General features: G+C 63.3%; 16 protein-coding genes. 2 read left to right on the forward strand and 14 right to left on the reverse strand.

Going from position 1 to position 15,746, the window contains the following annotated elements; translation table 11 throughout:
• Nucleotides 1-132: 132 nt before the first annotated feature.
• The 7 genes from HDE76_RS14090 to rpoZ form a co-directional block, all read right to left on the reverse strand.
• On the reverse strand, nucleotides 133-1,428 hold the full coding sequence (locus HDE76_RS14090; protein ID WP_179482639.1) for a citrate synthase: 1,296 nt from the start codon (nucleotides 1,426-1,428) through the stop codon (nucleotides 133-135).
• Between the two features lie 272 nt (nucleotides 1,429-1,700).
• Complete coding sequence (locus HDE76_RS14095) at nucleotides 1,701-1,955, reverse strand: type B 50S ribosomal protein L31 (RefSeq protein WP_179482637.1); 255 nt, start codon at nucleotides 1,953-1,955, stop codon at nucleotides 1,701-1,703.
• A gap of 79 nt (nucleotides 1,956-2,034) precedes the next feature.
• A complete protein-coding gene (locus tag HDE76_RS14100) occupies nucleotides 2,035-2,970 on the reverse strand; it encodes a nucleoside hydrolase (protein WP_179482635.1) in 936 nt (311 codons plus the stop codon).
• Nucleotides 2,971-3,079: 109 nt separating this feature from the next.
• Nucleotides 3,080-5,200 (reverse strand): ATP-dependent DNA helicase RecG, encoded by a 2,121-nt coding sequence (gene recG, locus HDE76_RS14105; RefSeq protein ID WP_179482633.1) that lies wholly within the window; start codon nucleotides 5,198-5,200, stop codon nucleotides 3,080-3,082.
• Between the two features lie 94 nt (nucleotides 5,201-5,294).
• Nucleotides 5,295-5,678: a RidA family protein gene (locus HDE76_RS14110; RefSeq protein WP_179482631.1), complete on the reverse strand. Its 384-nt coding sequence runs from the start codon at nucleotides 5,676-5,678 to the stop codon at nucleotides 5,295-5,297.
• A 128-nt stretch (nucleotides 5,679-5,806) separates the two neighbouring features.
• The gene (locus HDE76_RS14115; protein ID WP_184508530.1) at nucleotides 5,807-7,975 is read right to left on the reverse strand and encodes a bifunctional (p)ppGpp synthetase/guanosine-3',5'-bis(diphosphate) 3'-pyrophosphohydrolase; all 2,169 of its coding nucleotides are present in this window, start codon (nucleotides 7,973-7,975) and stop codon (nucleotides 5,807-5,809) included.
• Nucleotides 7,976-8,113: 138 nt separating this feature from the next.
• Nucleotides 8,114-8,404, reverse strand: a complete 291-nt coding sequence (gene rpoZ / locus HDE76_RS14120) for a DNA-directed RNA polymerase subunit omega (RefSeq protein ID WP_179482627.1) — start codon at nucleotides 8,402-8,404, stop codon at nucleotides 8,114-8,116.
• Nucleotides 8,405-8,606: 202 nt separating this feature from the next.
• Here rpoZ and HDE76_RS14125 point away from each other — a divergent pair, with 202 nt between their 5' ends.
• Nucleotides 8,607-9,443 carry a VacJ family lipoprotein gene (locus HDE76_RS14125; RefSeq protein ID WP_179482625.1) on the forward strand — a complete coding sequence of 279 codons (837 nt, stop codon included), beginning with the start codon at nucleotides 8,607-8,609 and terminating at the stop codon, nucleotides 9,441-9,443.
• Between the two features lie 71 nt (nucleotides 9,444-9,514).
• On the opposite strand, the gene HDE76_RS14130 is transcribed toward HDE76_RS14125, so the two are convergent.
• The 6 genes from HDE76_RS14130 to gmk all read right to left on the reverse strand — a co-directional run bounded on the left by HDE76_RS14130 (nucleotide 9,515) and on the right by gmk (nucleotide 13,860).
• Nucleotides 9,515-9,823: an STAS domain-containing protein gene (locus HDE76_RS14130; RefSeq protein WP_343205715.1), complete on the reverse strand. Its 309-nt coding sequence runs from the start codon at nucleotides 9,821-9,823 to the stop codon at nucleotides 9,515-9,517.
• Nucleotides 9,820-10,494 (reverse strand): ABC transporter substrate-binding protein, encoded by a 675-nt coding sequence (locus HDE76_RS14135; protein WP_179482623.1) that lies wholly within the window; start codon nucleotides 10,492-10,494, stop codon nucleotides 9,820-9,822. Before HDE76_RS14135 ends, HDE76_RS14130 begins: the two co-directional genes overlap by 4 nt.
• A 26-nt stretch (nucleotides 10,495-10,520) precedes the next feature.
• Nucleotides 10,521-11,426, reverse strand: coding sequence for an outer membrane lipid asymmetry maintenance protein MlaD (gene mlaD, locus HDE76_RS14140; RefSeq protein ID WP_179482621.1), 906 nt, complete (start codon nucleotides 11,424-11,426; stop codon nucleotides 10,521-10,523).
• A 67-nt stretch (nucleotides 11,427-11,493) separates the two neighbouring features.
• The gene (mlaE, locus tag HDE76_RS14145) at nucleotides 11,494-12,270 is read right to left on the reverse strand and encodes a lipid asymmetry maintenance ABC transporter permease subunit MlaE (RefSeq protein ID WP_179482619.1); all 777 of its coding nucleotides are present in this window, start codon (nucleotides 12,268-12,270) and stop codon (nucleotides 11,494-11,496) included.
• Complete coding sequence (locus tag HDE76_RS14150) at nucleotides 12,267-13,103, reverse strand: ATP-binding cassette domain-containing protein (RefSeq protein ID WP_184508534.1); 837 nt, start codon at nucleotides 13,101-13,103, stop codon at nucleotides 12,267-12,269. Before HDE76_RS14150 ends, mlaE begins: the two co-directional genes overlap by 4 nt.
• A gap of 103 nt (nucleotides 13,104-13,206) precedes the next feature.
• The gene (gene gmk, locus HDE76_RS14155; protein ID WP_179482615.1) at nucleotides 13,207-13,860 is read right to left on the reverse strand and encodes a guanylate kinase; all 654 of its coding nucleotides are present in this window, start codon (nucleotides 13,858-13,860) and stop codon (nucleotides 13,207-13,209) included.
• Nucleotides 13,861-14,144: 284 nt separating this feature from the next.
• Here gmk and HDE76_RS14160 point away from each other — a divergent pair, with 284 nt between their 5' ends.
• Nucleotides 14,145-14,774 carry a hypothetical protein gene (locus HDE76_RS14160; protein ID WP_179482613.1) on the forward strand — a complete coding sequence of 210 codons (630 nt, stop codon included), beginning with the start codon at nucleotides 14,145-14,147 and terminating at the stop codon, nucleotides 14,772-14,774.
• 93 nt (nucleotides 14,775-14,867) lie between these two features.
• On the opposite strand, the gene HDE76_RS14165 is transcribed toward HDE76_RS14160, so the two are convergent.
• Nucleotides 14,868-15,731: a YicC/YloC family endoribonuclease gene (locus HDE76_RS14165; protein ID WP_179482611.1), complete on the reverse strand. Its 864-nt coding sequence runs from the start codon at nucleotides 15,729-15,731 to the stop codon at nucleotides 14,868-14,870.
• Nucleotides 15,732-15,746 lie beyond the last annotated feature (15 nt).

Consider the following 15,746-nt stretch of genomic DNA (forward strand, 5'->3'; position numbering starts at 1 on the left):
TTGCAGGGACACAAAAAAATCCGGCCTTCAACAGGTGAAGGCCGGATTCTTGGGACGCCTTGGCTACGATGCAATGCTTAAGTGAACAGCATTACGGGCGAACCCGGGCTTTTTTTCAACGAAGTAAAGCGCTTAGCGCTTCGCTTCCGGCACGTAGTCGCGGACATCCGCGCCGGTGTAGATCTGGCGCGGGCGGCCGATGCGCGATCCCGGCGTTTCATGCTGCTCGATCCAGTGCGCGATCCAGCCCGAGGTGCGCGCAATGGCGAACATCACGGTGAACATCTCGGTCGGAATGCCCAGCGCCTTGTAGATGATGCCGGAGTAGAAATCGACATTTGGGTAAAGCTTGCGCTCGACGAAGTAATCGTCCTTTAGCGCCGCCTCTTCCAGCTTCATGGCCACGTCGAGCAGCGGGTCGTTGACGCCGAGTTCTTCCAACACCTTGTGGCACATCTCGCGGATGATCTTGGCGCGCGGATCGAAGTTCTTGTAGACGCGGTGGCCAAAGCCCATCAGGCGGAAGCTGTCGTTCTTGTCCTTCGCGCGCAGCACGGCCTTTTCGACCTGATCCGGCGTGCCGATTTCCTTCAGCTGCTTGAGCACCGCCTCGTTGGCGCCGCCGTGTGCCGGGCCCCAAAGCGCCGTGATACCCGCGGCGATCGACGCATAAGGATTCGCGCCGGTGGAGCCAACCAGACGTACCGTCGACGTCGAGGCATTCTGCTCGTGATCGGCATGCAGGATAAACAGCAGGTCCAGCGCCTTGGCCGCCACCGGGCTCATCTCCAGCGGCTCGCTCGGGACTTCGAACATCATGTGCAGGAAGCGGTCGACGTAGGCGAGGTTGTTGCGCGGATAGCGCGCCGGCCAGCCGATCGAATAGCGGTAGCACGACGCCGCGATGGTCGGCATTTTGGCGATCAGGCGGATGGCCGCCAGCTGGCGGTCGGCCGGATCGTCGACGTTCAGATCGTCGTGGTAGAACGCGGAAAGCGACGCCACCGAAGCGGCCAGCATCGCCATCGGGTGGGCGTCGTGATGGAAACCCTGAAAGAAGTTCTTCTGCGACTCGTGCATCATCGTGTGATGCGTGATCTCGTGGTCAAAAGCGTCGAACTGCGGCTTGGTCGGCAGCTCGCCGTTGAGCAGCAGGTACGACACTTCGAGGAAGCTGGATTTTTCCGCCAGCTGCTCGATCGGGTAGCCGCGATAAAGCAGCACGCCTTCGTCGCCGTCGATATAGGTAATGGCGCTCTTGGTGCTGGCGGTGCTGCCGTAGCCCGGGTCGTAAGTGAAGTGACCGGTGTCTTTGTACAGCGTGCCGATATCGATACACGCAGGCCCCAGCGTACCGCTGATCAATGGCAGCTCACTACTGCGCTGGGTGGACTCATCGACCAGCTTGACGATCTTGGTATCGGACACGGGAATCTCCTTACATGTGGATCACCACCGGGTTCACCCGTGCGGGCGCTGCCGGTCGGCGAGGGGAATGCTTGGTCGTTGCATACGGGGACGTGCATGCGGCAAAGCGAGCACCGAAGCGCTGTTCGCCATGAATTATCGCATAAGGCCTTGTGAACATTCGATCGCGAATGGACAAGCCATCGGCACAAAAAAATACGGGGCAAGCTGGCGCTCACCCCGTATCTCGATTCGACTCTGCAAGGCCATCAGTGGAGTGGCCCGACCGCGAATTATTCTTTGGTCGCGCCTGCATAGCGGCGACGGAACTTGTCCACACGGCCGCCGACGTCGAGCGTCTTCTGCTTGCCGGTGTAGAACGGATGCGAATGGCTGGAGATATCCACCTTGATCAGCGGGTACTCGTTACCGTCTTCCCACTTGATGGTTTCCTTGCTGGACATGGTCGACTTGGTCAGAAACGCGAAGTCGGACGACAGGTCCTGGAAAACGACCGCTTTGTTGTTCGGATGGATATCAGGCTTCATGACAGACTCGAAAGCGATGGAAATAAGAGCGGCATTGTAACCGCCGTTTGCCGGCCACCGCAACCCTCGCGGACTCGACTCAGTCTTGCGCACCCAGCGCGCGGCGAACCATGGCGGCAAAACGCGCCTGATCGACCTCCAGCACGATATCGGCGTTGGCCGGCCGGCCCAGGCGCTTGGCCCAATCGACGACGGTGGCGCCGCGGGTCAACCGACCGTCGAGTTCGACCGCTACGGCGCGCTTTTCGCTGCGCGTGACGATGGATGGATCGATCGCTACGGCCATCGCCAGCGCGTCGGCGGCAATCACCCCGCGTCGCCCATGTTGCGCGTTGTAGGCACGCGCGGTGCCGGCGATGCTGTCGTAAAACCCGGCGCGCTCGTCGCCCTGCTTGAGCCAGCCCTCGAACTCGGCATCGTCGAACGCATGCCGCAACGTGGCCTCCCAGTCCACCAGCTCGAACTGCGGAAACGCCTCGAACACCACGTGCGCAGCCTCCGGGTCGAAGCCGATATTGAACTCGGCCGGCACGTTGCCGGTATTGCCATGGCCCGTAACCGCACCGCCCATGATCACCAGCCGCGCCACGCGCTCGGGCAGGCAGGGATCGATGCGCAGGGCCAGCGCAAGATTGGTCAGCGGCGCCAGTGCGACCAGGGTCAGCTGGCCGGGGCGCTCGTGGGTCAGCCGCAGCAGCGCCAGCGCGGCCGCTTCGTCCGTCAGCGCCGCGCGCGGCGCCGGGAATCCCACGTCGCCAAAGCCGTCCTGACCGTGCACGAAGGCGGCATCTTCATCCGGCGCGCGCACCAGCGGCGTGGCACAGCCGGCAAAGATCGGTGTCGCGACACCCAGCAAATCGACCAGCGTGCGCGCGTTGCGCACCGTATGGCCCAGACCGACGTTGCCCGCCGCGATGCTCAGGCCCGCGACGTCGGCATGCGCGTGCGCCATCAAAATGGCGAGCGCATCGTCTACGCCGGGGTCGGTATCGATAAGGAGCTGAGGTCGGGTCATCGGATAGGCAAAGTCAGGAAGGGGCCGAATAGCTTAATTGGAGCGGGGAACGGGGAACAGGGAACAAGAGCCGACGCTTTTCATCTTCCCTCCTCCCCGCTCCCTGACCTCAAGCATGCACGTACCGTGCGGCGCCGCCGATCCACCGTTCAATCAATTGCTCAGTCTGCACCGGGTGCTCGGCCAGCATGCGCTCGCCGACCTGCTGCACGGCCGGCAGCAGGTGCGCGTCTCGAGCCAGATCGGCAATGCGGAAGCTGAGCTGCCCGGTCTGACGCGTGCCGAGCACTTCGCCAGGGCCACGCAGCTCCAGATCCTTTTCGGCAATACGAAACCCGTCGTTGGTTTCACGCATCACCTGCAGCCGCTCGCGCGCCAGCTGGCCGAGCGGAGGCTGGTACAGCAGCACACAGTTGGACGCCACCGCGCCGCGCCCTACCCGACCGCGCAGCTGATGCAGCTGCGCCAGGCCCAGCCGCTCGCTGTTCTCGATCACCATCAGGCTGGCGTTGGGCACGTCGACGCCCACTTCAATCACGGTAGTCGCCACCAGTACGGACAGTTCGCCGGCCTTGAACGCATCCATCGCCGCCTGTTTTTCCTTCGGCTTCATCCGGCCGTGGATAAGGCCCACATTGAAACCGGTCAGCGCCGACGACAGCTCCGCATGCGCCACCTCCGCCGCCTGCGCACGCAGCTGCTCGGATTCCTCGATCAGCGTGCACACCCAATAGACCTGCCGGCCCTCGCCGCATGCCGCGTGGATGCGCTCGATCACGTCGAAGCGCCGCGCACTGGAGATCGCGATGGTCTGCACCGGCGTGCGGCCCGGCGGCAGTTCGTCGATCGACGATACGTCCAGATCGGCATAAGCGCTCATCGCCAGCGTGCGCGGAATCGGCGTAGCGGTAAGCACCAGCTGATGCGGCACCAGACCGCTGACGTGATCGGCCCCCTTGTCGCGCAGCGCGAGACGCTGCTGCACGCCGAAGCGATGCTGCTCGTCGACGATGACCAGGCCGAGCCGAGAAAACGTCACGCCTTCCTGCATCAGCGCATGGGTGCCGATCGCCATCGAGGCACCGTCGGCAATGCGCTGCATCGCCTGCTGCCGCGCCTTGCCCTGCTGTTTGCCGACCAGCCATTCCACGGCGATACCCAGCGGCTGCAGCCAGTGCCGAAAATTGCGTAGATGCTGCTCGGCCAGCAATTCGGTCGGCGCCATCAGCGCCACCTGCTGGCCCGCCTCGATCGCTGTCAATGCGGCCAGCGCAGCCACGACGGTCTTGCCGCTGCCCACATCGCCTTGCACCAGCCGCAGCATCGGCTTGCGCTGCGTGAGATCGCGCACCACTTCGGCCGTCACGCGCTGTTGTGCGCTTGTCAGCGCAAACGGCAGCTCCTCCAGCAACTGCGCGCGCAAGTTTCCGTCGCCGCCAAGCGCGGGCGCGCGGCGACGGCGTACGGCGGCGCGCATGCGCTTGAGGCTCAAGTGCTGGGTCAGCAATTCCTCGAAGGCCAGCCGCTGCTGCGCGGGATGACGGCCGAGCGTCAGCTGGGCCAGGTTCGCGTCCGGCGGCGGCCGGTGTACGTAAAGCAGTGCATCGCGCAGTGACGTGAGCCCGTGCTCGGCGCAGAGTTCCGGCGAAATCAGTTCCAACTGCGCGGCGGGCGGCAGCAGCGCCAACGATTTGGCGATCACACCGGCGAGCCGCTTCGTACCGAGGCCTTCGGTGGTGGGATACACGGGACTCAGCAATTCGTCGACCGCAGCCAGCTCATCGCCGCTCAGGCGCTGATAGGTCGGATGCACCATCTCCAGACCCTGCGCCGCGTGACGAACCTCGCCGAAGCAAAGCACGCGCGCGCCGACTTTCAGCTGCTCGGCCTGCGCGCGGTTGAAATGAAAAAAACGCAGCGTCAGGGTCTGGCCGCTGACATCGCCGATGGCGACTTTCAGCTGCGGGCGAAAGCGAAAGCCTCGCTCCACCGCCTCGATCACCCCCTCGACCTGCGCGCGCTCGCCCACACGCAGATCGGCGATGGCCGTGACGCGCGTCTTGTCCTCGTAGCGCAGCGGTAGATGAAACCAGAGATCCTGCAGGCGCTCCAAACCCAGCTTCGCCAGCGTCACGATCAGCGCGGGGCCGACGCCGCTCAGCGTGCTTACCGGCGCAAGACCCGGGTCAGCATTGGCCGTTGGTGAAGGTCGAGGGGTGCGCGCGCTCATGGTCGCCAAGCCTAACCGAGCCACGCCAGTTGCTGTAAGCCTGACGTTGCGGGCTAGGCCGACGCGCCCTGTCGGCACGCGCCGCGCACGAAGATCAGTCCAGCACCATCACCGCATCCACTTCGACCTGCGCCGCCTTCGGCAAGGCGGAAACCTCGATGGTCGATCGTGCGGGATACGGCGACTGAAAGTATTCGGCCATCACCGCATTGACGGTAGCGAAGTTGGCCAGATCGGTGACGTAGATACCGACGCGAACGATCTGCGCCAACGAGCCACCCGCCGCTTGCGCAACCGCGGTCAAATTGTCGAACACTCGCCGAGTCTGCTCGGCGATATCGCCTTCGACCAACGCGCCGGTGGCCGGATCAAGCGGAATCTGGCCGGAAAAATACACAGTGTTGCCGGCGCGCACGGCCTGCGAATACGGGCCGATAGCGGCGGGCGCCAGCTCGGTAGCGATGATGATGCGGGACATGATTTTCCTTGGAAACGGGGAGCGGGGAACCACCCGAGGTGGTCTGGCGGGAAACGGGACGAGCATAAGACGCCGCGCACGTTTGGCAAGCCGCCTCAGGGAATCGTCATAAAAAGAACGCTTGCGCCTTACAACGGATAGCGATGTGCACCGCTGATCACGCCGGTGCGCCGCACGCGACGAATCACCTCCGCCAGATGCTTGCGGCTCTTCACTTCCATCGAAAACAACAGCGTCGCGGCAGCGGCGTCGCGCTCGACGTATTCGACGTTGTCGATATTCGAATCCGCCGCTGCGATGGCGGCCGCCACCGTGGCCAGCACGCCGGGACGGTTGATGACTTCGATACGCAACTGCGCGCGAAAATCGCCCTGCACATCGCGGTCCCATTCGATCGGCACGCAGCGCTCCGGCGACTTGCGCAGCTCGATCACGTTCGGGCATTCCTCACGGTGCACGACGATGCCCTTGCCCGAGGACAGATAACCCACGATGTCATCGCCGGGCAGCGGATGGCAGCAGTTGGCGAAACTCAGTACGCCGCGCTCGGCGCCGGTAATGCGAATTTTTTCGTGCGCATTCTGCGACGTGTGCGGCGTGCCGTCGAGGCGCTTGCCGCGCGAGGCCAGCAGTTGGGTGGCGACCACGTCGGGCATACGATTGCCCAGCGCGATGTCGGACAACAGCTCCTCCAGACGGCTGAACTTCGAGGCCTCGAGAAATCGTTCCAGCACCGCCGTCGGCACGCCATCCAGGCTGCTGCCCTGCGCATCGAGCGCGCGATCGAGCATGCGATGGCCGAAGTCCACTGCGTCTTCGTGCTGCAGGTTTTTCAGGTACTGCCGAATCGCCGTGCGGGCTTTGCCGGTCACCACGGATTCGAGCCAGGCCGGATTCGGCATCGCGGAAGGCGCCGTGATGATTTCCACCAGCTGTCCCGACGCCAACCGCGTGCGCAGCGGCAGCAGCTTCTTGTCCACGCGCGCGGCCACCGCATGATCGCCGACGTCGGTATGCACGGCGTAGGCGAAATCCAGCGCGGTCGCGTTGCGCGGCAGCGAGAGAATGTCGCCGCGCGGGGTGAACAGATAAACCTCGTCCGGAAACAGATCGATCTTCACCGCCTCGATGAATTCCGCCGAGGACGACGTGTTGGCCGAACTGTCGGCCAAGGACGAAAGCCACTCGCGCGCACGCGCCTGCGCGCTGTTGGCCGGACCGCTGTCGGTTTTGTAGGCCCAATGGGCCGCCACGCCGCGCTCGGCCACCGAGTTCATTTCAGCAGTGCGTATCTGTACCTCGATCGGCGCACCGAACGGGCCGAGCAGCACGGTATGCAGCGACTGGTAGCCGTTGGCCTTGGGAATCGCGATGAAATCCTTGAAGCGCCGATCGACCGGTTTGTACAGGGCATGCACCGCGCCGAGCGCCATGTAGCAGCTCATCGCACTGTCGACGATCACGCGAAAACCATAGACGTCCATCAGCTGGGCGAAGCTCTTGTGCTCCTCGCGCATCTTCGAATAGATGCTCCACGGCGACTTGATCCGCCCCACCACATCGCTCTGCATATGCTCGGCGCTCAGGCGGCTCGCCAGCGCCGTTTCGATCTTGCCCATCGCCTCGCGGCGATTGCCGATGGCGGCGCGGATACGCTCGCTGATGACGCGGTACCGATCCGGGTACAGCGCGCGAAAGCCAAGATCCTGCAGCTCGGCCTTGAACTTGTTCATACCCAGGCGCTGCGCGATGGGCGCGTAGATTTCCAGCGTTTCGCGGGCAATGCGGCGGCGCGAGGCAGGGTCTTTGGCGCCCAGCGTGCGCATATTGTGCAGGCGATCTGCCAGCTTGATCAGGATCACGCGCAGATCGCGCGCCATCGCCAACAGCATCTTGCGAAAACTTTCGGCATCGGCTTCCTGGCGCGTACCGAACCGCATCTTGTCCAGCTTGGTCACGCCATCGACCAGCTCGGCCACCACCTCGCCGAATTCGCCGGCCAAGGCCTCGCGGCTCAGCGTCGTGTCTTCCAGCGTGTCGTGCAGGATGGCCGCAATAATGGTTTCGGCATCGAGCCCCAGTTCGGCCAGGATGCCGGCCACCGCGACCGGGTGAGTGATATAGGGCTCGCCGCTTTTGCGCTCCTGCCCGGCATGCGCGTCGGCGCCCACTTCAAAAGCCCGGATGACCTTGGCGATCTGCGCTTCGGACAGATAGGCGACCCGCTCTTTCAATGCCAACACATAGGGAGGCAATACCGACAAGTCGACCGAACCAGGATGCGTGGCCGCTGTCATGGGAGTCGGCGCCGTCTCAGGCGCCTACCTCGGCAACACGAGAAACGCTAATGGACAAAACACGAACGGCTGCACGCGCAGGTTTCGATCCACCGGAAAAGACGGTGCGCCAAGAACGCTGTCGACAGCCGGCGTCCATCAATCGTCGCCGCCCTTGGAAAGATCGTCGTCGACTTCGGCGGCGGCCCATTCCAGCGCCTCGCGCTCGGCACGCTCGCGTTCGGCGGTGTCGATCTGGTCGATCATGTTCTGATCGATGCGGCGTTCGGCGATCTCACGCAGGGCCAGCACGGTCGGCTTGTCCTGCTCGGGATTGACCGCAGGCTCGGCGCCCTTTTCCAGCTGGCGCGCGCGCTTGGTAGCCATAAGCACCAGCTCGAAACGGTTGTTGACCACCTCGAGGCAGTCTTCAACGGTGATACGTGCCATGCGAAATCCTCAAAAAATAAATGACTTATGCGGCCCAGTAGTGTAGCCAGCGGGCGCTTTGCTGGCAATGCGGCCTGCGCGTATGATGGCCGGCTGCCTGCACATAAGCTTTATCAGGCTGAAAGCACACTGAAAGTCGTGCAAGATATAAAACCAGTCAGTACAATTATCCCGCCTCCCTCCCCGCGAACCCTCTGCAACGATGCCTTCCATGCCCCGATCCCTCTCCCTGAGTCGCTGGCTGTTGCTGCTTGCGATCGTGATGCTGGCTGGCTGCGCCACCATCGCCCCACCGCGCACCGATGACCCGCTGGAGAAGTACAACCGCAAGGTCTACAAATTCAATGACTCGCTCGACAAGGCGATCATCCGCCCCGTGGCTATTGGCTATCGCAAGGTAACCAACGCACCCGTGCGCAAGGGCGTGACGAACTTCTTTACCAATATCCGCATGCCGATCACGGTAGTCAATGACCTGCTGCAGGCGCGCCCCAAGCAGGCGGCGCAGAGCACCGGGCGGTTTGTGGTCAATCTGACGATCGGTTTCGTCGGCTTCTTCGATCCGGCCAGCCAGTTCGGCATTCCGCTGGACAACAGCGACTTCGGCATCACGCTGGCCCGCTGGGGCTTTCCGGAAGGCGATTACCTGATGCTGCCGTTGTTCGGTCCGAGCACGGGCCGCGACATCTGGCGCATCCCGGTGGACAGCTACTTCCTTGATCCGCTGAGCTACTTCTCGTCGAATTATCACTATCACGGCTTGCAGTACCTGCCGCAGGTGATCTATCTGGTCAATCTGCGCGCCCGTGCCATCGATGCGGAGAGCTTCCTCAACTCGGCCTACGACCCGTACGTGTTTCTGCGCGATGCATACCGCCAGCAGCGGCTTTACGACATCTACGACGGTAACCCGCCGGACAGCGCGATCCAGCATATGCAGGGGCTGGATGACAAGAATTTCGATCCAGACGAATTGCTCGATCAGCAGCACAAGTGGGAAAACAGCCATCCGGGGCAGACCAACAAGGGCAGCCAGTAAGTCGGCGACACCCGAATACGACGCACAAAAAAGGGGCCACAGCCCCTTTTTTGTGCGTGCAACTTACCGAACTAACCGATCAGGTGATCAACCTCGGAGACCTTGGCCAGCGCCTGCAGCCCGCCGGGCATATGCACGATTTTCAGCTGCCGTCCCTTGCTTGCCGCCTTCGCCATCACGGTCACCAGGCAGGAAAGGCCGGCGCTGTCGGCATGCGACACACCGGACAGATCGAGCTGGGCGATGGAGCGATCCGCCAACGCCGCCTCGATGGCTTCGGTGGCTGCCGCCGCCGTATTGAAGTTGAGCAGACCCGAGACGCCGAGCACACCCGGCGTCTTTGTCGTCACCTCGAAACCGCGGTCGGCAACGATGGTCACTGGCCGCCCTTGGTGTCCTTCGCCATCGAGTCCAGCGCCTGACCACCCTTGGTTTCAAGATTGGTGATCAACGCATCGATGCCGCTCTTGCGAATTTCCGCATCGACCTGATTGCGGTAGTTGGTGACATAGGAGATGCCTTCGATGATCACGTCGTAGGCCTTCCAGTCGCCGGAACGGCTCTTGCGGAACGCGTAGTCGATCGACACCAGCTTACCGTCGTCCATCACCACCTGGGTGCGCACTACAGTGCGCTTGTCGTTGAGGTCGCCGCTGAACGGCAGCACCTTGACGCGTCCGCGCGTGTAGTCGAGCAGACCCTCGGCATAGCGATGGGTGATCGAGTTGTAAAACGCCTTGGCGAAACGCTCGCGCTGGGCCGGCGTCGCTTCGCGGGCGTGCTGTCCCAGCACCAGGATCGACGCGTAGTCGATGTCGAAGTGCGGCAGCAGCACTTCATCGATGATGCTGATCAGCTTGTCCTGATTCTGCTTCAACTCGTCGCGATGGCCGTCGATGGCGGTGGCCAGCTGGTCGGCAATGGATTGAATGATCTGCTCGGGCGTCTGCGTGGCGGACGCGGCGGCCGGCGCCGGATCCTGAGCAAACGACGGGCTGGCAACGAGGGTGCCCATAGCAATAGCGGTGGCGAGAGCCAGTCTGCGCAACATGGAAAACTCCTTGGACAATGACCGGATTACTGCTTGCCGGCGGGGGTAGTGGGGGAAGGTGTATCCGACGACTTGTCGCCGGGTTTGCCGTTGCCGGCGTCTTTTTTGTCGGTGGACGAGGAACCATTGACCAGGAATTTGCCGATTAAATCCTCCAGCTGCATGGCCGACTGGGTCAGCACCATTTCATCACCGTTCTTGAGTGCATCCGGTGAACCGCCCGGCTGGATGGCGACGAACTGCGAGCCGATCAAGCCGCTGGTGAACACGGCCGCCGAGGAATCGTCGGGAATCTGGTTGTAGCGATTGTCGATCGCCAGGGTCACCTTGGCATCGAGCTTGACCGGGTCGGCCACGACCGACTGCACGCTGCCGATCGGCACGCCGGCCATCTTCACCGCCGCACCGGCCGACAGGGTACCGACGTTCGAGAAGGTCGCCGTGACCGTATACGTACCGCCCAGGTTGTCGGCCATGCCGCCAGCACCGAAGAACTTGCCCAGCATGTCCTCCAGCTGCTCGGCCGGCTTGGTCAGGGCCAGGGTGCCACCTTCGGCCACCGTCTTCTTGGACGTGCCGTAGACGATGCCGACGTACTGATCGCCCAGCAGGCCGCTGGTAAAGATGGTCGCGACCGAATCGAGCGGAATCTTGTCGTAGTTCTTGTCGATGGCCAGCTTCACGTCGGCCACCTCGGCGCCGGGCGCCAGGGTGATCGACTGCACCTGGCCGACGCGCACGCCGGCGATCTTTACCGGCGCGCGCTCTTTCAGCTGGCCGATGTTGGCGAAATGAGTGTCGACGATATAACTGGCGCCCTGGTGCGTATTCGCGACAGAGGTGGTCTGGGTCGCCAGATACACCAGCGCGGCAAAACCCAGCACGATGAACAGGCCGGTGCCGACGGCATAGGAATTTCTCGGTTGGCTCACGGCACGATCCTCGATAGACGATGGAAAAATAGGGGCTGAGAAAAAACGGAACGATGCATGGCGGCCATCACATCAGGAATGCGGTGAGGACGAAGTCCAGCGCCAGAATGGCGATCGACGAGGCCACCACGGTGCGCGTCGTGGCGTAGGCCACGCCTTCGCTGGTCGGCGGCGTGGTGAAGCCCTGATAGACCGCAATCAGCGTCACCACGGCGCCGAAAGCCAGGCTTTTCAGCAGCACGCCGTTGACGATGTCCGTGCGCAGATCCACCACCGCGGTCATGTTCGACCAGAACGTACCGTTATCGATGCCCAGCCAGGTGACGCCGACCAGATGGCCGCCGAGCACCGACATGGCGCAGAACACGCAGCACAGCAGCGGCATCGCGATCAGCCCAGCCAAGAAGCGCGGCGTGCCGACGTAGGCGATCGGATCGACCGCCATCATCTCCATCGCGTCGATCTGATCGGTGGCGCGCATCAGGCCGATCTCGGCGGTAATCGACGTCCCTGCTCGACCGGCAAACAGCAGCGCGGTGACCACCGGCCCCAACTCGCGATACACCGACAGCGCCACCACCATGCCGCTGGCCGAGGTGCCGCCGAAGATCGACAGCACGTGGTAGAGCTGCAGCATCAGGACCATGCCCACAAACAGGCCGCAGACCATGATGATGGTCAAGCTCATAGCGCCGACGAACCACAGCTGGCGCAGCGTCTCGCGCACGTAGCGGAAGCTGCGCGGAATCGCCGCCAGCAGGGTGAGCAGAAACAGCCCGCAGCCGCCGACCTGCGCCAGCGCGCCGGTCAACGCATTGCGGGTCGGTACGGGACGCGTGCTCATTTGGCGGCTCCGGAAAAGCCCAGCGCCTGCGCGTAGTCGCCGGCCGGATACTGAAACGGCACCGGACCATCCTCGTCGCCACCGAAAAACTGACGTGTCCACGCCGAGCCGTCATTGGCGATGGTCTTGGGATCGCCCTGCGCCACGACCTTGCCGTTGGCGATCAGAAACACGTGATCCGCCACCCGCTTCACCGCCTCGATTTCGTGCGCCACCAGCACACTGGTGATGCCGAGCGTTTCATTGAGCGTACGGATCAATTTCAGCACTTGGTTCAACGCCACGGGATCGAGTCCCACGAACGGTTCGTCATAAAGAATGAGCATGGGATCGAACACGATCGCGCGCGCCAGCGCGACCCGCCGCGCCATACCGCCGGAAAGCTCGTTCGGCATCAGCTGTGCGGCACCGCGCAGGCCGACCGCCTGCAGTTTCAGCAGCACCACGTTGCGAATCAGCACTTCCGGCAGCTGAGTGTGCTGGCGCAGCGGAAAGGCCACGTTCTCGAACACGCTGAAATCGGTCAGCAGGGCCGAGTTCTGAAACAGGTAGCCGATCCCCTCGCGTAGCTTGTACAGCGCCTCACGCGACAGTTTCGGCACGTCCTGGCCGTCCACCAGGATCTGTCCGGCATCCGGCGTCATCTGCCCGGTGATGTGCTTGAGCAGGGTCGTTTTGCCGGTGCCGCTGGGTCCCATGATGGCAGTGACCTTGCCGCGCGGAATGTCCAGATCGAGCTTGTCGAAAATGGTCTTGCCATTGAGTACCGTCGTCAGGCCGCGAACTCGCACCAGGGTGCTGTCGTCAGGCGGGTTGCGTACGGGATCGGTCATGGGAAGGAAACGGCGATAAGAAGACGTTCAAGGTAGCCGAAGAGCCGTACGAAGACCATGAATACCCGCGCGCCGCTTAACTCTCGCTCAGCCCTGAGATCGCTCAACCTCCGGCCAGCAGCTCCGCGATCAGCGCCTCGTGCCGCCGCCACTGCAGCGCGCTGCGCTGGCGCACCGCCCGCACAATGGCCTGCAGATCATTCAATGCATCGGCAAAAGCATCGTTGATCAGGATGTAGTCGAATTCGTGCGCATGGGCAATTTCACCACGCGAGTTATGCAGCCGACGCTCGATCACTTCGGCACTGTCCGAACCGCGCCCGCGCAGCCGGCGCTCCAGCTCGGCCCGCGAGGGCGGCAGGATGAAAATGCTGACGCAGTCGGGCTTGCTGCGACGGACCTGCTCGGCGCCCTGCCAGTCGATCTCCAGCAGCACATCCCGGCCTTGACCCAGCAGCGACTGCACGGTGGTGCGCGACGTGCCGTAGAGATTGCCGTGGACTTCGGCGTGCTCGAGAAAAATCCCCGCCCCGATCTCACGCTCGAATTCCGCGCGCTCCACAAAAAAATAGTGCCGACCGTACTGCTCGCCCTGCCGCGGCGGTCGCGTGGTGTGCGACACCGACAGCGAGATGGCCGGCTCGCGCTCGAGCAGTGCATTGACCAGACTCGACTTGCCCGCGCCGGACGGCGCGGCCACGACGAACAGCGTGCCTTCGAGATCGACGGTGGAAACGGTAGACGCAGGTGCACTCATGCCGATCAGGTCCGATGCCGTACCGAGAGGGTGAAACGCCGCAGCGTTTCGTCACCCGAACGATCCGTGGCGGCGCGAAGACAGTCGGTTGGCATCGAAGGGGCAGCTTTCATCGGCGAAGTATAGCGGCTGAACGCAGGCCGCTCGGCCGCCACGTCGGATCGGAAGCTTCCGCTGGTCTTGTGGCGTTCGGCCAACGTACTGAATTCGGCGGCCCGGATGTTTGTTAGGCTGCAGCTATCCACAGGGAAAAACGCAGCAAGATGAAGGCAAAGCTTTTTCTAATGCTCGCGCTGAGCGCCGCGAGCGTATCCGCAACCGCGCAGGCAGCCAAATTCAGCCGCAGTACGGGCCACAGATCGGCACCCAGTCTTCAGGTCTGGGGTTTCGCGTTGGGGCAGCCGCCGACGCTGATCCCTTGCCCGACCACGCGAGACGGTCTCTTCGACAGCAGGTCCTGGTCGCCGACGCTCGACAGCACCTGCATGGAGTCGCCGACGCATGCCGACACAAGCGCGGATGGCCGCGCGAAAACCCTGCCGGTCCACTTCAGCCGCGCCGAAGAACCTGCGCTGGCGGCGGGCGTCCACGCGCGCAGCTTCGCGCTGGTGATACTGGACGGCACCGTGCAGGGGGTTGTCGCGCGCACCAGCGGACTGGACAGCCAGAAAGCCGTCTACGCCATGCTCAGAAAAAAGTATGGCACCCCTACCTCGGTGGCCAAGGCGCGCGGACAGAACGGCAGGACGGGAAAAGCGGCCGAGGGCATCAGCGCCAGCTGGGCCATGGCGGATCTCAGGGTCGACTTCGAAGGCATTGGAACGACGGCCGACGAGGGGACGATCTTCATCACGACGGCCAGCGCGTTTGAACATGCGATGAAATCACCGTCCGCGCCATCGATGTCCGAGTAACTTCTGACTGCAAGATTTCGGCGACCGGGCCTCACTGGCGAGAATTATCGAGACGACCCGATCGGGTTATGGAAATCCGGTTGTTGATACGCGTCACTCGATGTTCTGCACCTGCTCGCGCATCTGCTCGATCAGCACCTTCAGCTCGACCGCCGCGTTGGTGCTGCGCGTATCGACCGATTTCGAGCCCAGCGTGTTCGCCTCGCGGTTGAACTCCTGCATCAGGAAATCCAGCCGGCGGCCGACCGGCTCCTTCAGCCCCAGCACGCGGCGGGTTTCGCCGATATGCGTGCTGAGACGATCCAGCTCCTCGTCCACGTCGGTGCGGGTGATCTGCATCACCAGCTCCTGCTCAAGCCGGCCCGGCTCGATCGGCTGCTTGATGTCGGCCAGCCGGCCTTCGAGGCGGGTGCGCAACGCCGCACGGATTTCCGGCATCCAGCTGCGTACGTCGGCGACCACGCGCTCGATCCCATCGAGCTTGTCGCGCAGGATCTCGCCGAGCTTTTCGCCCTCGCGCTCGCGCGTCGCCGTGAGCGCGTCGAGTGCGCGATCGAGCACCTCGAACAGCGCGGCCTGCTGCGCTTCCGGATCGATCTCCGCCTGCTGCATCACACCGGGAAAGCGCAGCAAATCGGTCAGTTCGACGCGCATCTGCGGAAAGCGCGTGCGCATGCTCAAGGCCAGTTCGGCCAGCTTGGACACCAGCGCTTCATTGATGTTGAGGCTGTCGCTGCGGGCATCGTTGCCGCGCAGGCGCACGGTGATATCCAGCTTGCCGCGCGACAACTTGGCCGCAATGCGCTCGCGCAGCAGCGACTCGAAGCCGCGCAGTTCGTCCGGCAGGCGCGGGCTCAGTTCCAGATAGCGATGGTTGACCGTGCGCAGTTCGCAGCTGAGCGTGCCTGCAGGGCCGGTGGTTTCAGCGCTGGCATAAGCCGTCATGCTGCGAATCATTCGAGTGACATCCAG

The organism is Rhodanobacter sp. ANJX3, from assembly GCF_014200755.1.
Taxonomy (GTDB): domain Bacteria; phylum Pseudomonadota; class Gammaproteobacteria; order Xanthomonadales; family Rhodanobacteraceae; genus Rhodanobacter.